The organism is Enterobacter sp. JMULE2, from assembly GCF_013337145.1.
Classification (GTDB): domain Bacteria; phylum Pseudomonadota; class Gammaproteobacteria; order Enterobacterales; family Enterobacteriaceae; genus Enterobacter; species Enterobacter mori.
This window is the reverse complement of the sequence record NZ_SGWD01000014.1, coordinates 437,901-458,986: the sequence shown is the minus strand read 5'-3', so window position 1 is coordinate 458,986 and position 21,086 is coordinate 437,901. Positions and strand designations below refer to the sequence as shown.

General features: G+C 53.0%; 18 protein-coding genes and 2 pseudogenes. 6 read left to right on the top strand and 14 right to left on the bottom strand.

Annotated features, from left to right (window positions below; all coding sequences use genetic code 11):
* Window positions 1-74 precede the first annotated feature (74 nt).
* The 6 genes and pseudogenes from EXW94_RS17525 to EXW94_RS17500 all read left to right on the top strand — a co-directional run bounded on the left by EXW94_RS17525 (window position 75) and on the right by EXW94_RS17500 (window position 5,941).
* Window positions 75-1,088, top strand: a complete 1,014-nt coding sequence (locus EXW94_RS17525; RefSeq protein ID WP_174340648.1) for an NAD(P)-dependent oxidoreductase — start codon at window positions 75-77, stop codon at window positions 1,086-1,088.
* Between the two features lie 170 nt (window positions 1,089-1,258).
* Window positions 1,259-2,412: pseudogene (locus EXW94_RS17520) on the top strand (IS481 family transposase).
* A 3-nt stretch (window positions 2,413-2,415) separates the two neighbouring features.
* Window positions 2,416-3,237, top strand: a complete 822-nt coding sequence (locus EXW94_RS17515; protein ID WP_174340647.1) for a site-specific integrase — start codon at window positions 2,416-2,418, stop codon at window positions 3,235-3,237.
* A 153-nt stretch (window positions 3,238-3,390) separates the two neighbouring features.
* Complete coding sequence (locus EXW94_RS17510; protein ID WP_174340646.1) at window positions 3,391-4,092, top strand: hypothetical protein; 702 nt, start codon at window positions 3,391-3,393, stop codon at window positions 4,090-4,092.
* Window positions 4,093-4,104: 12 nt separating this feature from the next.
* Window positions 4,105-5,550 carry a PAAR domain-containing protein gene (locus tag EXW94_RS17505; RefSeq protein ID WP_174340645.1) on the top strand — a complete coding sequence of 482 codons (1,446 nt, stop codon included), beginning with the start codon at window positions 4,105-4,107 and terminating at the stop codon, window positions 5,548-5,550.
* Window positions 5,543-5,941, top strand: a complete 399-nt coding sequence (locus tag EXW94_RS17500) for a hypothetical protein (protein WP_108415979.1) — start codon at window positions 5,543-5,545, stop codon at window positions 5,939-5,941. The genes EXW94_RS17505 and EXW94_RS17500 overlap by 8 nt, the downstream gene beginning before the upstream one ends.
* Before the next feature lie 748 nt (window positions 5,942-6,689).
* Here the strand turns inward: EXW94_RS17500 and EXW94_RS17495 are convergent.
* The 14 genes and pseudogenes from EXW94_RS17495 to gspE form a co-directional block, all read right to left on the bottom strand.
* Complete coding sequence (locus EXW94_RS17495; RefSeq protein ID WP_174340644.1) at window positions 6,690-8,501, bottom strand: glycoside hydrolase family 19 protein; 1,812 nt, start codon at window positions 8,499-8,501, stop codon at window positions 6,690-6,692.
* Between the two features lie 132 nt (window positions 8,502-8,633).
* Complete coding sequence (gene iagB, locus EXW94_RS17490; protein ID WP_108415977.1) at window positions 8,634-9,074, bottom strand: type III secretion system invasion protein IagB; 441 nt, start codon at window positions 9,072-9,074, stop codon at window positions 8,634-8,636.
* Window positions 9,075-9,183: 109 nt separating this feature from the next.
* Window positions 9,184-11,896 (bottom strand): annotated as a pseudogene (locus EXW94_RS17485) (glycosyl hydrolase family 18 protein).
* A 254-nt stretch (window positions 11,897-12,150) separates the two neighbouring features.
* A complete protein-coding gene (locus EXW94_RS17480; protein ID WP_174340643.1) occupies window positions 12,151-12,948 on the bottom strand; it encodes an A24 family peptidase in 798 nt (265 codons plus the stop codon).
* Entirely contained in the window at window positions 12,945-13,421 is a 477-nt protein-coding gene (gspM, locus tag EXW94_RS17475) for a type II secretion system protein GspM (RefSeq protein ID WP_174340666.1), read from the bottom strand. Before gspM ends, EXW94_RS17480 begins: the two co-directional genes overlap by 4 nt.
* Window positions 13,412-14,217 (bottom strand): IS5 family transposase gene (locus EXW94_RS17470; RefSeq protein WP_174339605.1). Its coding sequence is split into 2 segments (ribosomal slippage): window positions 13,412-13,864 and window positions 13,867-14,217, totalling 804 coding nucleotides; the frame shifts between segments, so codons are not numbered across the junction. Before EXW94_RS17470 ends, gspM begins: the two co-directional genes overlap by 10 nt.
* An 82-nt stretch (window positions 14,218-14,299) precedes the next feature.
* A complete protein-coding gene (gene gspL / locus EXW94_RS17465) occupies window positions 14,300-15,433 on the bottom strand; it encodes a type II secretion system protein GspL (protein WP_174340642.1) in 1,134 nt (377 codons plus the stop codon).
* 15 nt (window positions 15,434-15,448) lie between these two features.
* Window positions 15,449-16,459: a type II secretion system minor pseudopilin GspK gene (gene gspK / locus EXW94_RS17460; RefSeq protein ID WP_174340641.1), complete on the bottom strand. Its 1,011-nt coding sequence runs from the start codon at window positions 16,457-16,459 to the stop codon at window positions 15,449-15,451.
* Window positions 16,456-17,091, bottom strand: coding sequence for a type II secretion system minor pseudopilin GspJ (gene gspJ, locus EXW94_RS17455; RefSeq protein ID WP_174340640.1), 636 nt, complete (start codon window positions 17,089-17,091; stop codon window positions 16,456-16,458). Before gspJ ends, gspK begins: the two co-directional genes overlap by 4 nt.
* Window positions 17,088-17,468, bottom strand: a complete 381-nt coding sequence (gene gspI, locus EXW94_RS17450) for a type II secretion system minor pseudopilin GspI (protein ID WP_032639022.1) — start codon at window positions 17,466-17,468, stop codon at window positions 17,088-17,090. Before gspI ends, gspJ begins: the two co-directional genes overlap by 4 nt.
* Entirely contained in the window at window positions 17,461-17,946 is a 486-nt protein-coding gene (gene gspH / locus EXW94_RS17445; RefSeq protein WP_174340639.1) for a type II secretion system minor pseudopilin GspH, read from the bottom strand. Before gspH ends, gspI begins: the two co-directional genes overlap by 8 nt.
* Window positions 17,946-18,395, bottom strand: a complete 450-nt coding sequence (gene gspG, locus EXW94_RS17440) for a type II secretion system major pseudopilin GspG (protein ID WP_028012525.1) — start codon at window positions 18,393-18,395, stop codon at window positions 17,946-17,948. The genes gspH and gspG overlap by 1 nt, the downstream gene beginning before the upstream one ends.
* 3 nt (window positions 18,396-18,398) lie before the next feature.
* On the bottom strand, window positions 18,399-19,607 hold the full coding sequence (gene gspF, locus EXW94_RS17435) for a type II secretion system inner membrane protein GspF (RefSeq protein ID WP_174340638.1): 1,209 nt from the start codon (window positions 19,605-19,607) through the stop codon (window positions 18,399-18,401).
* Window positions 19,607-21,085, bottom strand: a complete 1,479-nt coding sequence (gene gspE, locus EXW94_RS17430) for a type II secretion system ATPase GspE (protein ID WP_174340637.1) — start codon at window positions 21,083-21,085, stop codon at window positions 19,607-19,609. The genes gspF and gspE overlap by 1 nt, the downstream gene beginning before the upstream one ends.
* Between the last annotated feature and the right edge of the window lies 1 nt (window position 21,086).

Genomic DNA, 21,086 nt, shown 5'->3' with positions numbered 1-21,086 from the left:
ACCTTTCCCATTGCAACACGTCGTAATTCACGAAAGAATGCGCACGAAATTCTTTTTCAACACAGTGGATTGATATGAAGGTACTGGTTACCGGGGCGACCAGCGGCTTAGGCCGAAATGCGGTCGAGTTTCTGCGCAACAAAGGCATCAGCGTCAGGGCCACCGGTCGCAACGAGGCGATGGGTAAGCTGCTGCAAAAAATGGGCGCAGAATTTGTCCATGCCGACCTGACGGAGCTGGTCTCCTCTCAGGCGAAAGTGATGCTCGCCGGTATTGACACGCTGTGGCACTGCTCCAGTTTCACCTCCCCGTGGGGTACCCAGGAAGCTTTTGACCTCGCCAACGTGCGCGCCACGCGCCGTCTGGGCGAATGGGCCGTTGCCTGGGGCGTGCGTAATTTCATTCATATCTCCTCCCCGTCACTCTATTTCGACTATCACCACCATCGTGACGTGCAGGAAGATTTCCGTCCGGCTCGCTTTGCCTGTGAGTTTGCCCGCAGCAAGGCGGCCAGTGAAGAGGTGATTGACCTGCTGGCGCAGTCGAACCCGCATACCCGCTTTACGGTGCTGCGCCCGCAGAGCCTGTTCGGGCCGCACGACAAAGTGTTTATTCCGCGTCTGGCGCAGATGATGCACCACTACGGTAGCGTGCTGCTGCCGCGCGGCGGCGATGCGCTGGTGGATATGACCTATTACGAAAACGCCGTCCACGCCATGTGGCTGGCGAGCCAGCCGGACTGCGATAAGCTGATTTCCGGTCGCGCCTACAACATCACCAACGGCGAGCACTGCACGCTTCGCAGCATTGTGCAGCGGCTGATCGACGAGCTGCAGATCGACTGTCGCATTCGTTCCGTCCCCTACCCGATGCTGGACATGATCGCCCGCAGCATGGAGCGTTTTGGCAGTAAATCCGCCAAAGAGCCTGCGTTGACGCATTACGGCGTATCGAAGCTTAACTTTGATTTCACGCTGGATATTTCGCGAGCGGAGAATGAGCTGGGGTATAAACCGATTGTGACGCTGGATGAAGGGATTGTGCGCACGGCGGCGTGGCTGCGGGATCATGGGAAATTGCACCGGTAAGCACCCAGCCCCATGTAGGCCGGGTAAGCGCAGCGCCACCCGGCAAAAAACAGAACTCTGCGGCCTGATGCCCTCACCCCGGCCCTCTCCCACTGTACGGTCCGGGGACATAGTGAACACTTGTTCGGGGACATGGTAGACACTTACAACTAAGGCATAAGAACCCGTTTATGGAGTCGCTTATGCCCTGGGATGCGAGAGATACCATGTCATTACGTACCGGGTTTGTTTTGTTCGCCTCGCAGGACGGGGCGAACATCCGTTCCCTCTGCCGTCGCTTCGGCATTTCACCTGCCACCGGCTATAAGTGGCTTCGTCGCTGGGCGGAGGAAGGTGCCGCCGGCCTTCAGGACCGCCCGCGCATACCGCACCATTCCCCGAACCGCTCATCTGACGACATCACGGCCCTGCTGCGTATGGCCCATGACCGCCATCAACGCTGGGGGGCACGCAAAATAAAGCGCTGGCTCGAAGACCAGGGGCACACCATGCCCGCCTTCAGCACCGTCCATAACCTGATGGCCCGCCATGGCCTGCTGCCGGGCACTTCACCGGGCATTCCCGCCACGGGACGGTTCGAACACAACGCGCCGAACCGCCTCTGGCAGATGGATTTAAGGGCCACTTTCCCTTCGGCGGTGGCCGCTGCCATCCGCTCACCCTGCTGGACGACCACTCCCGTTTTTCCCTGTGCCTGGCGCACTGTAACGATGAACGGCGCGAGACCGTGCAGCAGCAGCTGGTCAGCGTGTTTGAACGCTACGGCCTGCCGGACCGGATGACAATGGACAACGGCTCACCGTGGGGAGACACCACCGGCACCTGGACAGCGCTGGAGCTGTGGCTGATGCGCCTGGGTATCCGGGTGGGGCACTCCCGGCCGTATCATCCGCAGACGCAGGGCAAGCTGGAGCGTTTTCACCGCAGCCTGAAGGCAGAGGTGCTGCAGGGGAAGTGGTTCGCGAGCGAGGGTGAGCTGCAGCGCGCCTTCGACCACTGGCGGACGGTCTATAACCTTGAACGCCCGCATGAGGCGCTGGATATGGCGGTACCGGGCTCGCGGTATAAGCCATCTGCACGACAGTACAGTGGCACCATGACGCCACCGGAATACGATGAGGGCGTGATGGTCAGGAAAGTGGATATCAGCGGAAAGCTGAGCGTGAAAGGGGTAAGTCTGAGCGCAGGCAAGGCGTTCAGGGGAGAACGGGTCGGGCTGAAGGAGACGCAGGATGACGGCTGCTATGAAGTGTGGTGGTACAGCACGAAAGTGGGGGTGATCAACCTGAAGAAAAAGTCGATCACCATGGGTAAAGGATGTTAAAAAGTGTTCACCATGTCCCCGAACACCTGTCTACCTGAAGTTCGTTCCTACATGTGCGCTCTCTTTTCCTGGGGTATGAAGTCTGATAAATCGCCTGTTATGGATGTTGTACAAAGCAAGTTTGATATCCCTTTTAACCCTGTTACTGCCATTCCTACACTTGCTTGTGAGAGCTACGTAGGTGAGCGCTACCTGTCTTTTGATGAGCTGGGTCAGCTACTGAAAGATGCGCATTCAGGCGAACACTTCATACATGACATAAGTGTGTTTTTAAAGCTTGTTTTCTTTTGTTGTGGTCAACGTCCATACGAAATACTGGCAGCAAAAAAAGAACATTATAATCGGGATGCGCAGTTACTTTCGATCCCTCCTGAAATTGCAAAAACAAAAAAATGGTATCACATCGCTTTAAGCCCCAGCGCGATAGAATTAATTGATGAAATGTGTTTGCGTTATCCTGAAAGTGAATACCTTTTCCCTGATATACGTTATGAATCAAAAATGGAGGGATGGATTACAAAAGAGAAGGAAGGAACCCTGAAAAAGAACTCTGTAAAACCCACTCCTTTCATATCAACAAGTATTCTCAGTGAAAATATTCGTCGTGAGCGTGTTGATATGCAATCATTTACGCCACGCGATTTCCGTCGAACTTTTAAAACCCTCGGAGGACAAATAAAACTGTCAAAGGAAATCAGGGACCGCATTCAGAATCATAATAAAAGTGACGTGTCTTCTAAACACTATGATCGCTATGATTACTTTGAAGAGAAGATGGAAGCGGTTTTGAAATGGGAATCTGTTTTACTGAATTTAATAAATTAAAAATATTAATGCAGGCATTAATATTCACCATCTAAATAGGTAACATCTAGGTAATCAAAAGCAACCCATAAACTGCATATCATTTGAACTGGATCATTAAAAATATCTATCCACCTCATATCTTAGAGCTTTCACTTACAAGAGAACTCTAAATTGAACGATATTTATTTTTACAAACCGGATGATAAGATTAAATACATCAATGAATGTGATTTATGGGTTATCGCCAGGCTAGTTGATGTAGTTAATGAGAAGAAGGAAGTTAAACAGTGGATGGAACCTTTCTGGCTATCTACCTCCGATCAAAAAGGTATTGCAATATTTGTTTCACGGCTGTATGCGGAAATATTAGTGCAATATATGCAAAGGAATAATGAACGATGGAAAGTCTATCCACTTAATAATTTTGACATTCAAGAAATGATGGTTAATTGTAAAAAATTAACCAATAACAGCAGGTACAACTTTATTTATTCATTTGGATTCTGGAGTGATAGCGAGGGTAACTTAATTAATAAAAAATATTGTTTAAGCCAGTGCCTTGCAGTTGAGGGGTTCACTGTTGACAGCAGATATGAGGGTGATGAAGACATTGTAATAAGATTCAGTAAAGAAACATTGAATTTTATCTATTCATGCTGGAACAATAAAATCAGTGATAGCGCTGACTACAGGAAATATCTTGAGTCAGTTAATGAACTTGATGATGTAATCTGCAAGAAAGAAGCAATCCTTGCTCTCGAAAATATCAATTCGGCAGAAACCAATAGAGATTTCAATCCTGACATTGCAACAATATGGTCTATGCCGGAACAAAAATGGATTTACTCAAATTTAAATAACCCTATCAATTAAAGGATTAAAAAAATGGCTACGGGATATTTTTTAACGGTTGGTGATAAGACAACTTGCGGGGGCAGAATAATAACAGGCTGTGAAAATCATTCATTTTATGGACGCGCCACTGCAAGGAATGGAGATAAATACATTTGTGGTGAAGATGGAAAAATTTACCATATTGCTGGCGGCATACCAAATTATATAATTCATGGAGTAAGTGCTGCGGGAACCCTACACAGCAGAGGTACGTGCGGCTGCAAGTGCCGCTTCATCCCCTCTAACTGGAATGATAGCTATAACTTCGAATCTGAAAGTAAACTGCAATCAGCCAGGCCAGCACCAAAACCTGTTGCCAGCGCCAAGCCTGAAGTTCAGCCGAAAACCGTTGCACAACCTGCTCCAGCCCCAGCTCCAGTAGCCCCCAGCGAGCCAAGAATCCCTGTAGATGCGGGTTACTGCATTCTTCCCTATGGCGGATCTGCTCCGGCGTTTGATCGCTATATTTTCGATAATCCACCAGCGGGTACACGCGAACTATATCGTTCACTGAAGACGAATGTTTCACGAAAAGCAGGTTCTATCTTCCTTCTGGTTGATCCTGATAAGCAGGACAGCAAGCAGATAGAGCATATGAAAGCAGCACAGGAGAAGTTAGATAAAGCATTAGCCCCTCTGACAGACCAACAGGCCCGCTTCCTCTATAAAAATAAAGATACTGTTGAAATGTTTGCAGCCGCCGCCAGTACAGCAAACAACGTGTACAGTTATTCTGGACAAGCTACAGAAGCCGCTAAACGTTACTTTGAAAGAGTTGAGAAAATTCTCAAAGAGATCGAAACAACCTACAAAAATCAGTACCTCACCAGTGGCACACTGATCGGCGAACAATTTTATGTTGAAAGAGGAAGGTTGTTTAAGGAACTTGATAGCGTTCTGAAAATGTTCATGAAGCATCGCTTCATGTTCAATCAATATGCAGACCTGAAATCAGCCCTGGGCCTTTCAACCCATTCCATAACACATCGGTGGGATGAAACAGGTGTCGGAGATATCGAGGGCTACGCTACTCATATTGAGAAACTTGCAAAGTACATCAAATTGATGGACGTGGCAGGAAAAATCGGAGTTGGTTTATCTGCCCTTGATACTGCTTCAAAAATTACAGAAGCTTGCGCAGTGGGCCGGGATTGTGCAAAAACTGCTTTTACCTCGATTGGTGAGTTTTCAGGTAGTATGTTTGGTGGGATGGTAGCTTCACAATTAATTGATAAAGGAGCTGCAACTGCCGTCTGCTCATTAGTTCTGGGAGCTGCAACCGTTGAAGCAGGTGGTGCGGGAGCTTTGCTTTGTACGATAGGCGTAGCTGGAGGAATTGGGTATGGTAGCGATAAATTTTTTGGTTCTACCTTCGGTAGTGTTGGAGAGTATCTTGGTAAGATGCTTGGCTTATATGAGATAACAAGTGATGAATAACTTACAGTACGCTATAGCATATACTGGTATTATAGCTATGCTGTTGTGCATAATCAGCGCTATTCTAGGGAGAGTAAACCGTAAATATTACAAAGAAATTTGCGCCTTATATAAAGAAAAGTATGGTAAACTTCCTTGGATGACTCAAATATATGACAACATTAACAGTTTATATGTTAAATCCGCTTACGGCTTTCGGATGGATTTTATTTTCAGACCATTGATATGGAATAAGAAATCTAGTTCTTCCCAAAATGATGATAAAGATTTCATTCGTGGATTACCTTTACGACTCAGAAAACCATTCTATATAGAATACGGCATAACAGTTACGGCATTTTCGTTTATGGTGGTATTAGGAATATTAGTGCTGATTGATAAATATATCTAGACCCTTAATTCAATAAAAAAGCCCTGCGGGGCTTTTTTATTGATATATCTATTTTATAAAATTCAAGACATTCCTTTTCTGGATTATAATTTTTTATTTATATGATTTTCAGATGAATTATTATTAGATAACAATCACATATTTTTATCGCCTTCCGTAACAAAATCCCTCCCGCAAACATTCGAACGTATGCATTACCTCATCAATGATTTAAGGGTATTCATTCATGGTAAATATAGTTCATTGGGGATTATTACCCTTTATACAATATTCCTGCCTTGCCTGACTTTGGTAGTATAGGCGAACCATTTGTTCGTGGAACAGCAGGTACACTGGTTGGTGACTGGGGGGATATGGCCTCTTATGGTTGGTTAGGAACATATTCAAACGGCATGTTTGCCTATGACTACCTTTCTCGAACTCATGCAAATGATGTTACAGTCAGAGGATGTAGTCTATCAAATCACATTGACTATTATGATATCTCATTTATAAACACTAACACCTTTCCTATCACTGCTCTTTTATAAATTTTTTATGCAATAAAATGCATAATCCAGGAGCACCTCTTAAATTGGCTTCTGAAATTTGAACTTTTCCTTGAACTTCAAATAAGTTGGTTGATTAAAATTATAACTAAACCATTGTTTTCATAAAAATTTTTTTTTAGCTTTGCTTCTTCTCTGCCCTCTCCCACAGGGAGAGGGTGCAAACACTAAAACGGCAACCTTTCGGTTGCCGTTTGCTTTTACAGAGCCGTCCAGGCATCAGACCATGCCAGGCCTGCGCCTGGTTCATAGTATGCCGGAGCGTTGTTACACCAGCCGCTGTACGGGAACGGTTTGCACTGGAACAGTTTACCGTGGTTGTTCACGATATCGCCTGCGTTGTACTTGCTGTTCGCGCTCCACGCGGCGTAAGACGCGTCGTCTTGAGACGGCGTGGCCGCTTTCGCCTTCACGTTCAGCAGGTAAGACGTGGTGCTGCTCAGTTCGCCATCGCTGACGGTGAGGCTGATTTCAATCTGCTGAGCCGTCGCCGCTTCTGGCGCCTTGAAGGTCACCACCGCTTTATCCTGACCGGTGACGGTCTGACCATCCTGTGAACGCCAGGTGTAGGTCAGCTTGTTGCCATCAGCATCAGTAGAACCTTCCGCGCTCAGAGAGACCTGCGCACCGGCATCAACCGCACCGATTGGACCTGCAATCTGCGCTACAGGGGCGTGGTTCACGACTGCCGGAGTTTCATCCGGTACTGGCGCTGGTGCTGGTGCTGGCGTTTCATCTTCAGCTGGCGTTGGCGTGACGGGTTTTTCATCCGGCGTAGTGGCAGAACCATCGTCGTTAATGATGTTCACGTTATAGAACTTCTTAACGCAGTTGGTGTAGTCACCCTCTTTGAACGCGCTGAATGGCGTCTGGTAGCCCACCAGCTGGCAAGAGTAGGTCTTACCGTCTGGCGTATCGGCGCTCCATCCCCAGTCCTGTTCCCAGTAAATCTTCAGCGCGCCGGCACCGCCTTCATCGAACTGCTTCATGTTGGCGCAGCCCAGCACTTCATTTGCCGGAACAGGCACTTTCAGGTAGTTCGCGAACTCTTTGTAGTACTTGATGCGGTTCTGAGACTGCGCGATTTCAGTCGGGCCGCCGCACTCGACGCCGCCGTTGATGATCTGGGTGGTCACGCCAAAGCCCGGTACCAGACCGTTGGCCTTATCGTGATCGTTCGGCTGCCAGGTTCCGTCGATCACCTGCAACATGCTTGGTTTTGGCGGCTGCGGATAGGCGAAGAAGAAGATAGCACTCGCCAGATTCAGCCAGGTGTCGGCCACCAGTTCAGGCTTGTCCAACAGGGTACGGACAGTACCAAACATCGCTTCAGAGAAGGGACCGTAGTTGTAGTTGTAAGACAGTTGTTTAGCACCGCGGCCGAAGTAGCTTACGAAATCACCGTCTTTGTCTTTCCCGCATGGCCAGGTCTGCCCCTGCCAGATGTCCGGATTACATTCGCCGTTATAGCCGCCCTTCTGACCTTCAGTCCAGCCCATTTCGCGGACGTGAACCAGCGCCTGACGCCATTCAGCTTCCGGACGCCAGCTTTCGTGGCCGCCGGTTTCCTGCGCAAAGTGGGCAAACATGGTTGCCAGCTCTTTACGACAGATGGCGTCGCTGTCGCGACCGTCGTTGTAGGTCTTACACAGCGCCGGGAATTTACCCACCGCTTTCAGGAAGTTGCTGTAGGTATAGGACTGCGCACGCATCGGGAACAGGTATTCCCAGTCGCTGGCCTTCACGATCCCTTCAACGCGCTTCACGTTTTCCGGGTTCGCCGCACGGCCTGGCTCAATCATTTCGACCTGAGCATTGTCCAGCGTCTGGATGGTCTCTTTTACGGAGGCCATCAGCGGGAAGCTGGTAAGCTCTTTTTCCTTCTTCGCCAGATCGCTGGCTTTCATGGTGTACGGTTCACTGGTGGTCGCTTGCAGCGAAGCAGCCTGCGCCATAAACGGGGCTACGCATGCGCCAGCAACGAGTACACTCAGTAACGTCCTTTTGTTCATTTCTGTATTCCTGTAAATAGAAGTTAAATTAAAAATCCCGGCTTATGTATTAATCCGTTAATAAATAAACCACAGACAGCTGTTTTCACTTTTCGAAGAACACCCTCGGGAATTCTTCAAAAATAAAAAACATTAATATTGCGCCGCTAGTTTCAACTGCTGATATTTCGCCCAGACTTTATGAGCATATTTCATCCGTTGCGGATAATTCTCTTTTTTCAAACCGGCGTTATAGGCGCCTACCGCCTCCCAGTTATAGCCATAAACTTTAATCATTCCGGACAGGATGGACGCGCCCACCATGATGGAGGTACAGGGTTCGGTCATTAGCCGGTACTCATCAATCCCCCTGCTCTCCAGCGCCGTAAAATGCGAACTGTTTATTTGCATTAGCCCGACATCGCGTGTGCCGTCGTGGTTTTGGCCCACCGCATACGGATTCATTCCGGATTCAACATTGGCGATGGCATACAATAAATAAGGATCGACATGATAATAATGCGCCGCTTTATCCCAACAGTTTGCCAGTGCGCTTTGGCTTATTATCAATAACAACAACATTAATTTTTTCATTTTTACCTGCTGACAGTTTTGGTAATTTCTCCTTGCCCACATCCTGTAAAATGAATTTTGAATCGCTCACCACCCTCGGAAGAGAGCGGTGAGCGTTTATCGGGTTAGATTATTTGCAGTCGGTTGATGGACCTTCTTTCACCCATACATCGCTGTTAGCCGGGTTATCACCACGGGTCCACCATTTGGCACGGTAAACGTTGCCCTGGTAGGTTGTGGTTTCGCCGCCGTTGTAGACCAGGTCAGAACGCCAGTTCATCTTCACGTTGCTGACCAGTTCCCATGCATCCACACCGAAGCCAGGCTTGTTGCCCTGCGTCCAGTACTTCGCTTTCCACACCAGATGATCGGCACTTACGGTGTCGCCATTGTTGTAGATTTTGCTGGCATCCCACGCTGCATATTTGCTGGCGTTAGCATCGACAGGATTGTCGCAGCTACCGGTTGCAGAGCCTTCGTCAGATGGTGGTGTAACGTCGTCCGCTGGAGGCGTCACATCATCAGCCGGTGGCGTAACATCATCAGCCGGTGGCGTAACGTCAGCCGGTTTCGGATTCACGGTAACCTGCACGTTAGACTGCACGCTGGTTTTACCGTCGCCGATAACCACACTCAGGGTGTAAGTAGACGTAGAGGCCACATCTGGCGCAGTGATACTCACGTTCGCGGTATCAGTACCGGTGGCGTGCATGTCCGCTGGTACGCTCCAGGCGTAGGTCAGCACGTCACCGTCAGGATCCACAGCCTGCGCATGCAGGGCGTAGGTTTCACCCGCCTGCAGCGTGACAGCTTCCATCTGGTTTACCACCGGCGCCTGGTTCGCTTTTGGCGCTTTGTTCACAACCTGCACATCAATCGCGTTACTCAGGCCTTTAGCGTCAGTCACCGTCAGGCGGAACACCAGAGTCTGGTCGGACGTCGCGGCTGCAATATTAAAGGTCGCTTTCGCTTTGGTGCTGTTGGTGATAGTGACCGATGGGCCAGAAACCTGAGTCCATTTATGGGTAATCGCATCACCATCTGGATCGCTGGAAGCAGAACCATCGAGCGTAACGGTCGCCGGGCCAGAGATGTTCTGGTCAGCAGATGACGCGATTGGCGCGTGGTTGGTTACAACCGGGTCGACCGGAGCAGAACCGCCCATCAGGCTCTCGTTCATCGCGTTCAGGATATCGCCGGTGTCAGAATCGATTGACCATGCGAAGAGACCGCCCAGGTTATTCGCCAGAACGTACTTGCCTTTTGCCGTTGTTGAACGCGCGTCCTCATAAGAGATCAGATCGCCCGTAGATTTGTTGAACACATAAGGTGCTTCAGCGGTTGCGTCGTAACCGGATTCCCAGCCTGGCTTGCCTTTGTATTCGTTAACAATCTGACGGTAGTCAACCACGCCCGGTTCCCAGGTGCCTTTCACCATACCGGTTGCGGTACCGGTGAATGGATTGTCGCCGGTGTAACCATGCACGCCGGTCCAGCCGCGGCCATACATACCTGCACCCACGACGATTTTGCCTGGCTGCACGCCCTGCTGAAGCAGCGCGTTAACGCCGTTTTCGGTCGTATAGTTGGTATCAGGTCGCCATGCCGGTGCACGCAGCGCAGCCTGGTGGCCCAGGTCGGTGTTGCTCCAGCCGCCGTAGAAGTCATAGCTCATCAGGAAAATGTGGTCGAGATACTGTTGAGCGGTGGTGTAATCCACATCTTCAATTTTATCTTTACCGGCACCGATGGCACTTGTCAGTTCATAGGTACGACCAGTCTGCGCAGACAGTTCGTTCAGCATGGTGCGCAGATCGTGCATAAGCGCGGTATAGGTCGCTTTATCCTGCTGCGGATTGCCTTTGGTCTCAGTTACGCCGCCGCCGCCCGGGAATTCCCAGTCGATATCCACACCGTCAAAGAATTTCCAGGTTTGCAGGAACTCTTTAACAGAAGAGACGAAGCGTGCGCGAATGGCAGGGTCGCCCATGTGGTAGAACGGATCGGACAGGGTCCAGCCACCGATGGAAGGCAGCACTTTCAGGTCTGGATGCGCTTTTTTCAGCGCCATCAGCTGGCCAAAGTTACCTTTGTACGGGTCGTCCCAGTTAGAAACGCCAGACTGCGGTTTTTGCAGCGCAGCCCACGGATCGTGGATCGCCACGGTAAAGTCCGGGCGGGCCCTGGCAGTCACGCTGAAGCACTTCGAAGCTGTTACCGCCTTCAACGGTTTTCAGGCCGTCGTTGATGCCGTCACCGCCACAGATTGGAATGAAGCCGTACAGGATATGGTTCAGGTTAGCTGCGGGGATTTTATCAACCGGGAAGTTACGACCGTACACGCCCCATTCAGGGAAATAGGCCGCAACCACTTTGTCGGTGTGCTTAGCGAAGGTTTTGTTGTTCTCCTGCATCGGCGCATTTAGCGGCAGCAGGTGGCTACCGTCGGTATCTGCAACGATGATCAGCTTGCTGGCGCTCTTCGTGCAGCCGCTGGTATTACAGAGTTCAACCTGCTCCTGATAACGTCCGCCCTTTTTCACCTTGAAGGTCGCAGAGCCGTTCGCGCTGCCCGCCCCTGTCCAGACGGTTTTACCATCCAGCAGTACTTTTGCAGAGGTTGGTGCATCACCGCTCCAGACGTTCCACTCGACTTTCACATCCACACCATCGTTGTGTACTTTAACGAGGTTGTTGTAATCCTGTGCCGCCGGGTCGACTTCAACAAGCGCAAACTTGTCATTGCCATAGCCGATAGTCGGCGTACCTGGTGCCGCTGCAAATACAGAGCTTGTTGCGGCCGCAACAAAAAGCGCCAGATATTTAGGCTTCATAAATTTCATTTATATTTCCTGATAAATTTATTCGTAACGTTAATAACCCATGTCTTCCATGAGAACATGGCGTGTTTTCGCGTAATGCGTATTTAACCAACCTGAAAACCGTGACAAAAAAGCGTTGCTGCGTTGTATTCCTCCATAAAAAGATACAAGCCCAAATTCCGTGTAGCTTATATCCCTTACGATACACTGAGCGCAAAGAGACGTCCTTCTCTTACACAATCGAAAAAATTTATAAAACAACTTGACCTGAATATTTAAAATATGAAAGCAAACTGCTGTGCACTGAACACCACTATTCCAGCAAATGAGAGATAAGGTCCGAAAGAAATAGTGAGGTTATTTTTATTTAAATGAGTTAACGCGAAATAACCGACAATACCGCTCAACGCAGCGATTAATTCCAGCGAGGGCAATGCCTGCCAGCCGCACCAGGCGCCCAGGGCCGCCAGCAGCTTAAAATCACCATATCCCAGCCCTTCCCGTCCGGTGGTCAGGCGAAACGCCCAGTACAGCAGCCAGAGCGAGAGATAGCCCGCAACGGCGCCGAACAGCGCATCGCGTAGCGGCAGCGTATGGTCAAATGCATGGAGCAATAATCCTGCCCACAACAGGGGCTGCGTCAGGCAGTCCGGCAGCAGCTGGTGCCGCCAGTCGATCAGCGCAAGGGGCATTAAAAAGCTCCCCAGCAGCCACAGGGAGAACAATGACTGGACGTCCGGCATACACCAGGCGGAGACGCCAAAAAACAGCGCGGAAAAAAGTTCGATTAAAAATATCCGCAGCGGGATGGCGGTGCCGCAGCGGCTACAGCGTCCGCGTAAAACAAGCCAGCTGACCAGCGGAATATTCTCCCAGGCGGCCAGCGCGTGCTGACACGCCGGGCAGTGCGAGGCCGGGAACAGCAAATTGCCTCCGCCCTCGTCGTCCATCACCATGCCCGGTACGCGCTCGGCGACGACGCCCAGAAAGCTCCCCACTATACCGCCCAGGATCGCGCTCATCACCGGGAACCCCACCGGGTAAACGTCCCGCATCAGCGCGAAGGTGTTCATACGGTTTTGCTCCAGGTGAGCTGCACTTCGGCTTTTACGTCACTGAGATGATCGACCGGGGTGAGGCTCATTTTCTGCAATCTGACGCCTGCGGTCTGGTTAATTTCCCGCAGCCAGCTCTTTAATTCGTAAACGTTAACGCGACTGACCACAAAGGATAAAGTTTGCCCATCCTGACGCACATCCGTCAGTGACAAATTAATCTCATGCGCGCTATTCTCCACCACCGTGCGTGGATTATCCGTTTTGATAATCTGTACCTGCAGATGATTTTTATCTATTTCACTGCGCATCCAGTTCAGCGTCTCCTTTTGTCTGCTTAGCGTGGTTTTACTGTTTTGAATCATATTATCCAGCGGGATCACACCTGCGTAATAAACGGCCGCCCCTGCAAGGGCAACGGCAAACATTTTTATAAGAACTTTTTCCCTGACGCTGTAATTCTGGTAACGAGACTTAGAGCCTATCTCAATAGGACTTTATTCCAGACAATAAGACCACAGGCAAAATGCAACATGGCCTCGTAATTTTCAGTCTTCTTTTCCCATCGTGTCAGAACCCGGCGAAAGCGATTCATCCAGCTATGAGTTCTTTCGACAACCCAGCGATGGGCTTTGAAGTCCGTGTTTTTACTGGCATCTGACTCTTCTTTACGGGACTGGATATGCGGCTCGTAGCGGCGGCTCTGCAGATATGTTTTCAGCCAGCCTGCATCGTAACCTTTGTCCAGGCAGAGTCTGAGTTTTTGCCCCGGACGACCCGTCTGAAGGGCATCGAGCGTATCCGCAACCAGTTTGATGTCGTGCGTGTTCGCTGCTGAGACAACCAGCGACAGAGGAAGCCCGCAGGCGTCCGTCAAAAGGCTGCGCTTTACGCCTTGTTTCCCTCTGTCAGTGGGGTTACGGCCTGTTTTTTTGTTCCTGACAGCGGCGATTTGGTGATACAGCCGTCCATTGACAGCCAGGACCAGTCAATGCTGTCCAGATGCCCGCAGGCAAGCAAACCGTTCTGCCAGAAGCGCTCGAAGACTCCGGCATCGCGCCATTCCTGAAAGCGCCGGTGTGCAGAACTCGATGAACATATCCCGGTGGCGTTCAGGGCGTTCCACTGGCAACCGGTCCTGAGGACGAAGAATATGGCGTCCATGGCAGCGCGGTTATCAACGCGTTTCCGGTGCGTACCGAGTGGATGGCAGGTTTTGTGCTCAGGGATAAGCGGTGCCATTTTTTCCCAAAGTTCATCGCTGATCCGCCATTTGCTGCCTGTCATCTTTTCACCTTCAGAAATTATCAGTTACGACATTCTGACAATCCCTTCTGGGATAGGTTCTTAAGCTGCGCGATTCGCTCTTTCATTTATATTTCCCTGCGATCATGGCGGTATAAGGCGCAGCGGTGGAGACAGGCTGCAAGGTGAAATCAAAGTTTTCACCGGCCTGCTTCACAAACGTCTGCAACGCGGTTTGGGTTTGCGCACTGACGCTCAGCGTCAGCGTATTCTGTTGAGCATCGTATTCCAGCAGATCGATCTCCATCGCCGGTACGGCCTGCCTGGCTTTCTCCAGTGCTTCAAGCTGCAAAAATACCCCTTTGGTCTGTTTCTTCATATTTTGACCAAAGTGGTATTTGATGTTGGTCTGCTGGCGCATGCTGGGGAAATGGTGCTGATAAACCTGAACAATCTCCTGCTGAATGGCATTCTCCTGCTGAACGAGCATCCAGGCCATGGCGACGCGCGGGCCCAGCAGCAGGCCGATAGAGAGCAGGCCTGCTGCGACCATTGCCGCTTTGATGCCTTTCCAGGCTTTATCCGTGCCCGCTTTTGCACTGAATTCGCCGTGCATAATATTCACACGGCAGGTTTGCCACTGCGGCTGAATCAGTACCAGCGGGTGCTGCCAGGGCTGCAGAAGGTCCACGTCAACCCCCTCAGGCTGCGCGCCGTAGCAGCACACCTCGCCCTCGCCCGCTTTTTGCATCAGCAGCGGCAGCAGGCTGGCCTCCATCTCCCCGGCGGTGTGAGGGGATAAACGCAGCCAGTAGCTTTCATCCTGTTTGACAAGCGTGCTTCCCCCTTCAGCCACCGGCAGCAGCCACGCATCCGGCAACGCCTGAATCACCTTCATTCCAGCGGCCTGAAAACGGGTTAACCATGCGCGCAGCAGGTCGGCATCAATCGCCACAGCATCGACCTCGGCACCCTTTTTGTTGAGCACCGTCCAGTGAAGGTTATCCACGTCACCAATCAGCGTCTCTTCCGCCATCCACGAGAATGCCGTCGCCTGCGAGGCCACTTTCTTTGGCAGCGTAAAGTGGCGGAAAATCATGTTGCAGGCGGGCAGCAGCAAACAAACGCGGGCGGCCAGAGGATGGTCCACCAGCGCGTCCAGGCTCTCCAGCACCTCAACCTGCTCGCTGCCGGAGACACACCACATTATTTTCCCGCCCTCGCGGCTGTCGGGACGAACAAAAAGGACCTGTTTCATAGCGTTCTACTTTTCTTATTCAATCATTCGGTAACGACGTTGCCACGTCACGATCTCACCGGCTTCGTTATTCACCTGAAGCTGGCTCACCACGCGAAGCGTTAATTCATCGGTATTGCCGGTATAGTTCACGCGGAAATACCGGCTATTAATGGAGAGATAGTCGGCCACCTGCGGGAGGTCGTCCTTTAACTGAGGGAAGCTCTGCTCCAGCGCTTTGCTGAAGGTTTCCCTATTTTCCCAGCCGGTTTCAGGACGCGATTCAATCAGGCGAGCGGCATCATCTTCATTGAGTTTTCCGGGGAACAGGGCGGCCAGTAAGGCGGCCTGCTCCGGTTTAAGGGTGTTCACATCCACCTTGCTGGCGGAGTCCGGCAGCGCGCACAGCAGCTTGCTCACCTTCGGATAAGCGGCAGCCGGGAACGCAGGCAGCAGCTTGATCTCGGCAATGGTGCGCATCATCTGGTTCGCCGGTTGGCGGGCGGGCACCACGCCAGCCCAGGCATCGGTCTCTGCGCCTTCTTTGGCCGTCGTCGTGTCGCCATCGAGATAGTCCACCAGCTGCAGATACACCTCTTCCGCGTTGGTCTGGCTCAGGCCGCTCTCCGTCAGAAGCCGTTCAACAATCTGCTCTCTGCGGGGCTTTTCCGGCACCGTCGGGGCGTTTTGCTCCTGGGCAATTTTTTCGACCGCCAGCAGGTTATTGACGTTAAAGCAGTCCTGCGCGTCTTCCACCTGGCTGACCACCGTGTAGTCTTCACCCCGGGTTTCCAGCGGCTGATGCCAGTCGCCGTCGAGGGAGAGCGGTTTGCTTTCCCCGCTGGCGTCGGTCTGCAGCCGGTCTTTCACCACCTTTTCCTGCGCCTGCATCGCCCAGCGCAGCTGCTGCTGGCTTACCTGGTAATGCGTTTTTTGCAGGTTGCGGCAGAACTGCTGGCTGATTTTGGCGGCCAGCGCCGACATCATCACCAGCAGGATCAGCACCACCAGCAGGGCAACGCCTTTCTGTTTGCGTAATGCACTCATGATTTTGCTTCCGGTGCCGGTTGTGGCGCAGGCGCAGCCTCTGGCGCTGCGGCAGGCGCTGGTGTGGCCGCTTCAGGCATATCGCCCGGGGTCGTAAACACCCAGCGCCAGGTATCGCCGTTTTCCATGGTCAGCGTCAGCTCCACGCCGTCCGGCAGGTGCGCCGGGTCGCTCCAGCTTTTCTGCCAGCCCTGACGGTAAAAACGCCACTGGAGGGATTTCACGTCGCTGACAATCGGAACTTCATCGGGTTTGGCGTCCGCCGGGCCGTCAATCACCGGCCAGACGTCGCGATACAACCGCCCCGCTTCCAGCCGCCAGCGCACGCGCTCCAGCTGGACCGTTCCGCTCACGCCGTTCAGCGTGGTCAGCTCCAGCGCGTCGTCCACCTGACGAAACAGTTCCGGCTCGTTGCGCGGCGCGCGCGCCTGCAGCTGGTAGAAATCGCGCTCCATCAGGTTCCAGGCCCGCTGGAGCTGATTGAGCTTCGCCGCGCTGGCATCGGTGGCCGAGCTGGTGCGCATCGCGCCGTCCAGAATTTGCCAGGCCAGGGTGCTGATCACCGCAAAGATGGTCAGCGCAATCATGATTTCCAGCAGGGTAAAACCGCGCTGGCGCCGGGTTCTCTTCACTGGCTCTCTCCCGGCCCAACGATCTGTAACGTGATGACCGGCTGGCTGTCGTCGCCCTCCGCATACACGCGGATGGCGTTAGCCCAGCCGCTGTCGGCGGTTTTGACCCGCTGCTTGCGCCAGTTCCAGCTGCGTCCGCCCATGATTTCCGTTCCCTGCTGCTCAGCATCCGGGAAGTCGGTTTTCGCGAGCTGCGCTTCTGCCAGCTGATTCTCAGCTACCCAGCTCGCCTGCAGCGTGTCGGCCAGCCCGTGGGTAAAACGCACGTTCAGGGAGACCGAGTTCATCAGCGCCAGCGCGGCGGTGGAGAAGATCACCAGCGCGACCATGACCTCCAGCAGCGTCATTCCCGTTTGCTTTTTCTTTCCGTTAGCCATCGTTTTCTACCGATACCGGAGCCGCGCCCTGCGACACCACGCGGAAATGGTGCTGTTTGTCGTAGCTTTGCAGCGTCAGCGTGAAGCGGCTGATTTCACCGTCCGGCAAAAAGATCACCTGCGGCTCGGAGGCGACCGTGGCGGCCAGACGCTGCGGCGAGAGCGAAACGTGCATCTCCTCAGGGAAATCGCCTTTGGTGGTAATACGGCCCGCGGTTAATGGCACCCAGCGGCGCTCGCCGTTTTTATCGTCGAGCGTCACCAGCTGATAGTTATCCGTGGTCATTACCAGCCCGACGATATTTCCATCCATTACCGCACGGTCTGAACCATAATCAACGAGGGCTTTTACTTGCTGGCCAAATATATCCGCACCGCTGCGCGAGGGTATTGTTGACACCACCATCATGGCGCAGCTGGCAAATATCACCAGCGCCAGAATAATTTCCAGCAACGTAAAGCCGCGTTGATGTTTCATTATTTCTCTTTCTTATCCAGAGACCAGTTCGTAATATCATCGGCGGTATTAGCTTCACCGTCCGGACCGGCAGAGAAGACGTCAACCGCACCGTGTTCGCCCGGGCTCACCAGGATATAATCCCCGCCCCACGGATCCTGCGGCAGGCGGCGAATATAGCCGTCGGCGCGGTAGCCGTTCGGGATGGGCGCGATTTCAGGCTTGGTCACCAGCGCCTGCAATCCCTGTTCGGTGGTCGGATAGCGGTGGTTATCCAGCTTGTACATATCCAGCGAACCTTCGAGCGCGACAATATCGCTGGTCGCTTTTTGCGTATCCGCTTTTTCTTTATTGCCCATTAAGTTTGGCACCACCATACTGGCTAAAACGCCGAGAATAACGATGACCACCATTAATTCGAGCAATGTGAAGCCCGCCTGGCGAGCCAGGTTTTTACGTTTTAAAGCCATGATTTAACCTACCATATTATTAAGTTGCAGAAGCGGCTGTAATATTGACAGCACGATGAATAAAACAATCGTCGCCATGGAGACCACCAGCGCCGGTTCAAATACCGACAGCGTTAACGTAATGCGATGCTGCAGCGCCGATTCCTGGTTTTCCGCCGCGCGGTCCATTAAATTGCCTAATTCGCCGCTCTCTTCGCCGGAGGCAATCATGTACAGCATGGTCGGCGGGAATAATTTCGCCTGCTCGAGCGCCGCGTAAAGCGATGCCCCCTGGCGCACGGTATCCGCCGCCTGCTCCAGCACCTGTCGGGCGTAGAGGTTTTCGATACCGTCCATGGCGATATACATCCCCTCCAGCAGCGGCACGCTGCTGGCCTGCAGAATACTCAGGGTGCGGATATAGCGGGCGCTGTTGATGGCGCACACCAGCTTTTTAATCGGCGCGCCGTTCACCAGCCAGCGGTTCCAGCGAAAACGGTTTTTGGCATTTCTGAGCCAGGTTTTAAAACCGACAACCCCACCGCCCAGAAGCCCGACAATATAGATGCCGTAGGCCTGCAGGAAATCGCTCACCGCAATCAGCGTGCGGGTGGTGATCGGCAGCTGCTGCTTCATGTGGGTGAACTGCTCGATCACCTGCGGCACCACCGCCACCAGCAGAATGCTGATCACCGCGATGGCCACCACCGTCAGGGTTATCGGGTAGACCATCGCCTGCGTCAGCTTGCTTTTCATCTTCTGGCGCTGCTCGTTGTATTCCGCCAGCTTCTCCAGCACGTCGCCCAGGTGGCCAGTCTTTTCACCGGCCATCACCAGCGTGCAGTAGAGCTTGTCGAAGGTGCGCGGGAACTGGCTAAAGGCGTCGAAGAGCGTATGCCCTTCCAGCACCTTCTCGCGGATCTCCACCACCATCGTCGCCAGCTTTTTGTCTTCCGTCTGCTTCGAGATCGCCTTCAGCGCGCTCTCCAGCGGCAGCGCGGCGTTGACCAGCGTGGAGAGCTGACGGGTAAACATCGACAGCACCGGCGTGGAGAGCTTTGCCCCGGTTTTTGCTTTCCCGGACGCCGCCGCCTCGCGGGTTTCGGTGATGCTGACGGGCATTAGCTTTTGCTCGCGCAACATCTGGCGAACCTGCTTTTGCCCTTCGGCCTGCAGGGTTCCGCGCTGGGTTTTACCCGCCGCGTCCGTCGCCGTCCAGGCGTAGAAGGCCATTACTCATCTCCCCCACGTTCGGCGGTGACGCGCATCACCTCTTCCAGAGAGGTCACGCCGCTAATCACCTTCAGCAGCCCGTTTTCGCGCAGGCTGTAGGCCTGCTTAAAGAGCTGCGTTTCGATGGACATCTCGTCCTTATCTTCATGAATGGCCCGACGCATGGTGCTGTCCACGACGAGGAACTCATGAATACCTGCACGCCCCTGGTAGCCGCTCTGGCGGCAGTGCTCGCAGCCCACTGCGCGGTAAATTGCTTTGGGCGGCGCGGCCATAAAGCTGAACAGCGCTTTTTCATTGGCGTCCAGCGGACTGGTGGTTCGGCAGTGGGTACACAGCCGACGCACCAGACGCTGGGCAATGACACCGAGCAACGATGAACCGATTAAAAAGGACTCCAGCCCCATATCGCGCAGACGGGTAATCGCCCCTGCGGCGCTGTTGGTGTGCAGCGTAGACATGACCAGGTGACCGGTGAGCGACGCCTGCACCGCAATTTGCGCGGTTTCGCCGTCGCGAATTTCCCCGATCATCACCACGTCCGGGTCCTGACGCAGAATGGCGCGCAGCCCGCGGGCAAAGGTCATGTCCACGCGCGGGTTAACCTGCGTCTGCCCCACCCCTTCCAGCTCGTATTCAATCGGGTCTTCAACGGTCAGGATGTTGCGCTCATGGCCGTTCAGCGCCGAGAGAATGGCGTACAGGGTGGTACTTTTACCGGAGCCCGTTGGCCCGGTGACCAGGATAATGCCGTGCGGGCGATCAATCAGCCCTTTTAACTTCTCCAGCTCTTCATCAATCAGGCCCAGCTTGTTGATGTCGGGCTTCAGGTTGCTTTTATCGAGCAGACGCATCACCACGCGCTCGCCGTACTGGGAAGGAATGGTCGACACGCGCACGTCGATCGCCTTGCGGCCAATGCGCAGGGAGATACGGCCATCCTGCGGCAGGCGCTTCTCGGCGATGTCGAGTTTTGACATGACCTTGATGCGCGACACCAGCAGCGGCGCGAGCTTGCGCGCCGGCTGCAGCACCGGGCGCAGCACGCCGTCAACGCGAAAGCGAATGCTCAGCGTGCGCTCGAAGGTTTCGATATGAATATCCGACGCGCCGTCTTTCACCGCCTCGCCGAGAATGGCGTTGATCAGGCGGATCACCGGGGAGTTTTCGTCGTTATCGAGCAGATCCTCGTTATCCGGGATCTCCTCGGTTAACGCCATCAGATCGATATCCGCGTCCATATCATCCACCAGCTGCTGCGATACGCCGCTGCTCTGCTGCCAGATCCTGGCAAGCAGTTCGTCAAAGGCTTCCGCCGTCAGGGTCACCGGGACGAACGCGCGTCCCAGCACCCGGCGCACCTCCAGCAGTGCCGTCGCTGGCGTGTCATCACGGATGTAGACGTCATTGTTATAAAACAGAACGCCGTTATCCTTTGCGTAGCTGCTGCTGCACAGCGCTTTACTCAGTTCGTCCACG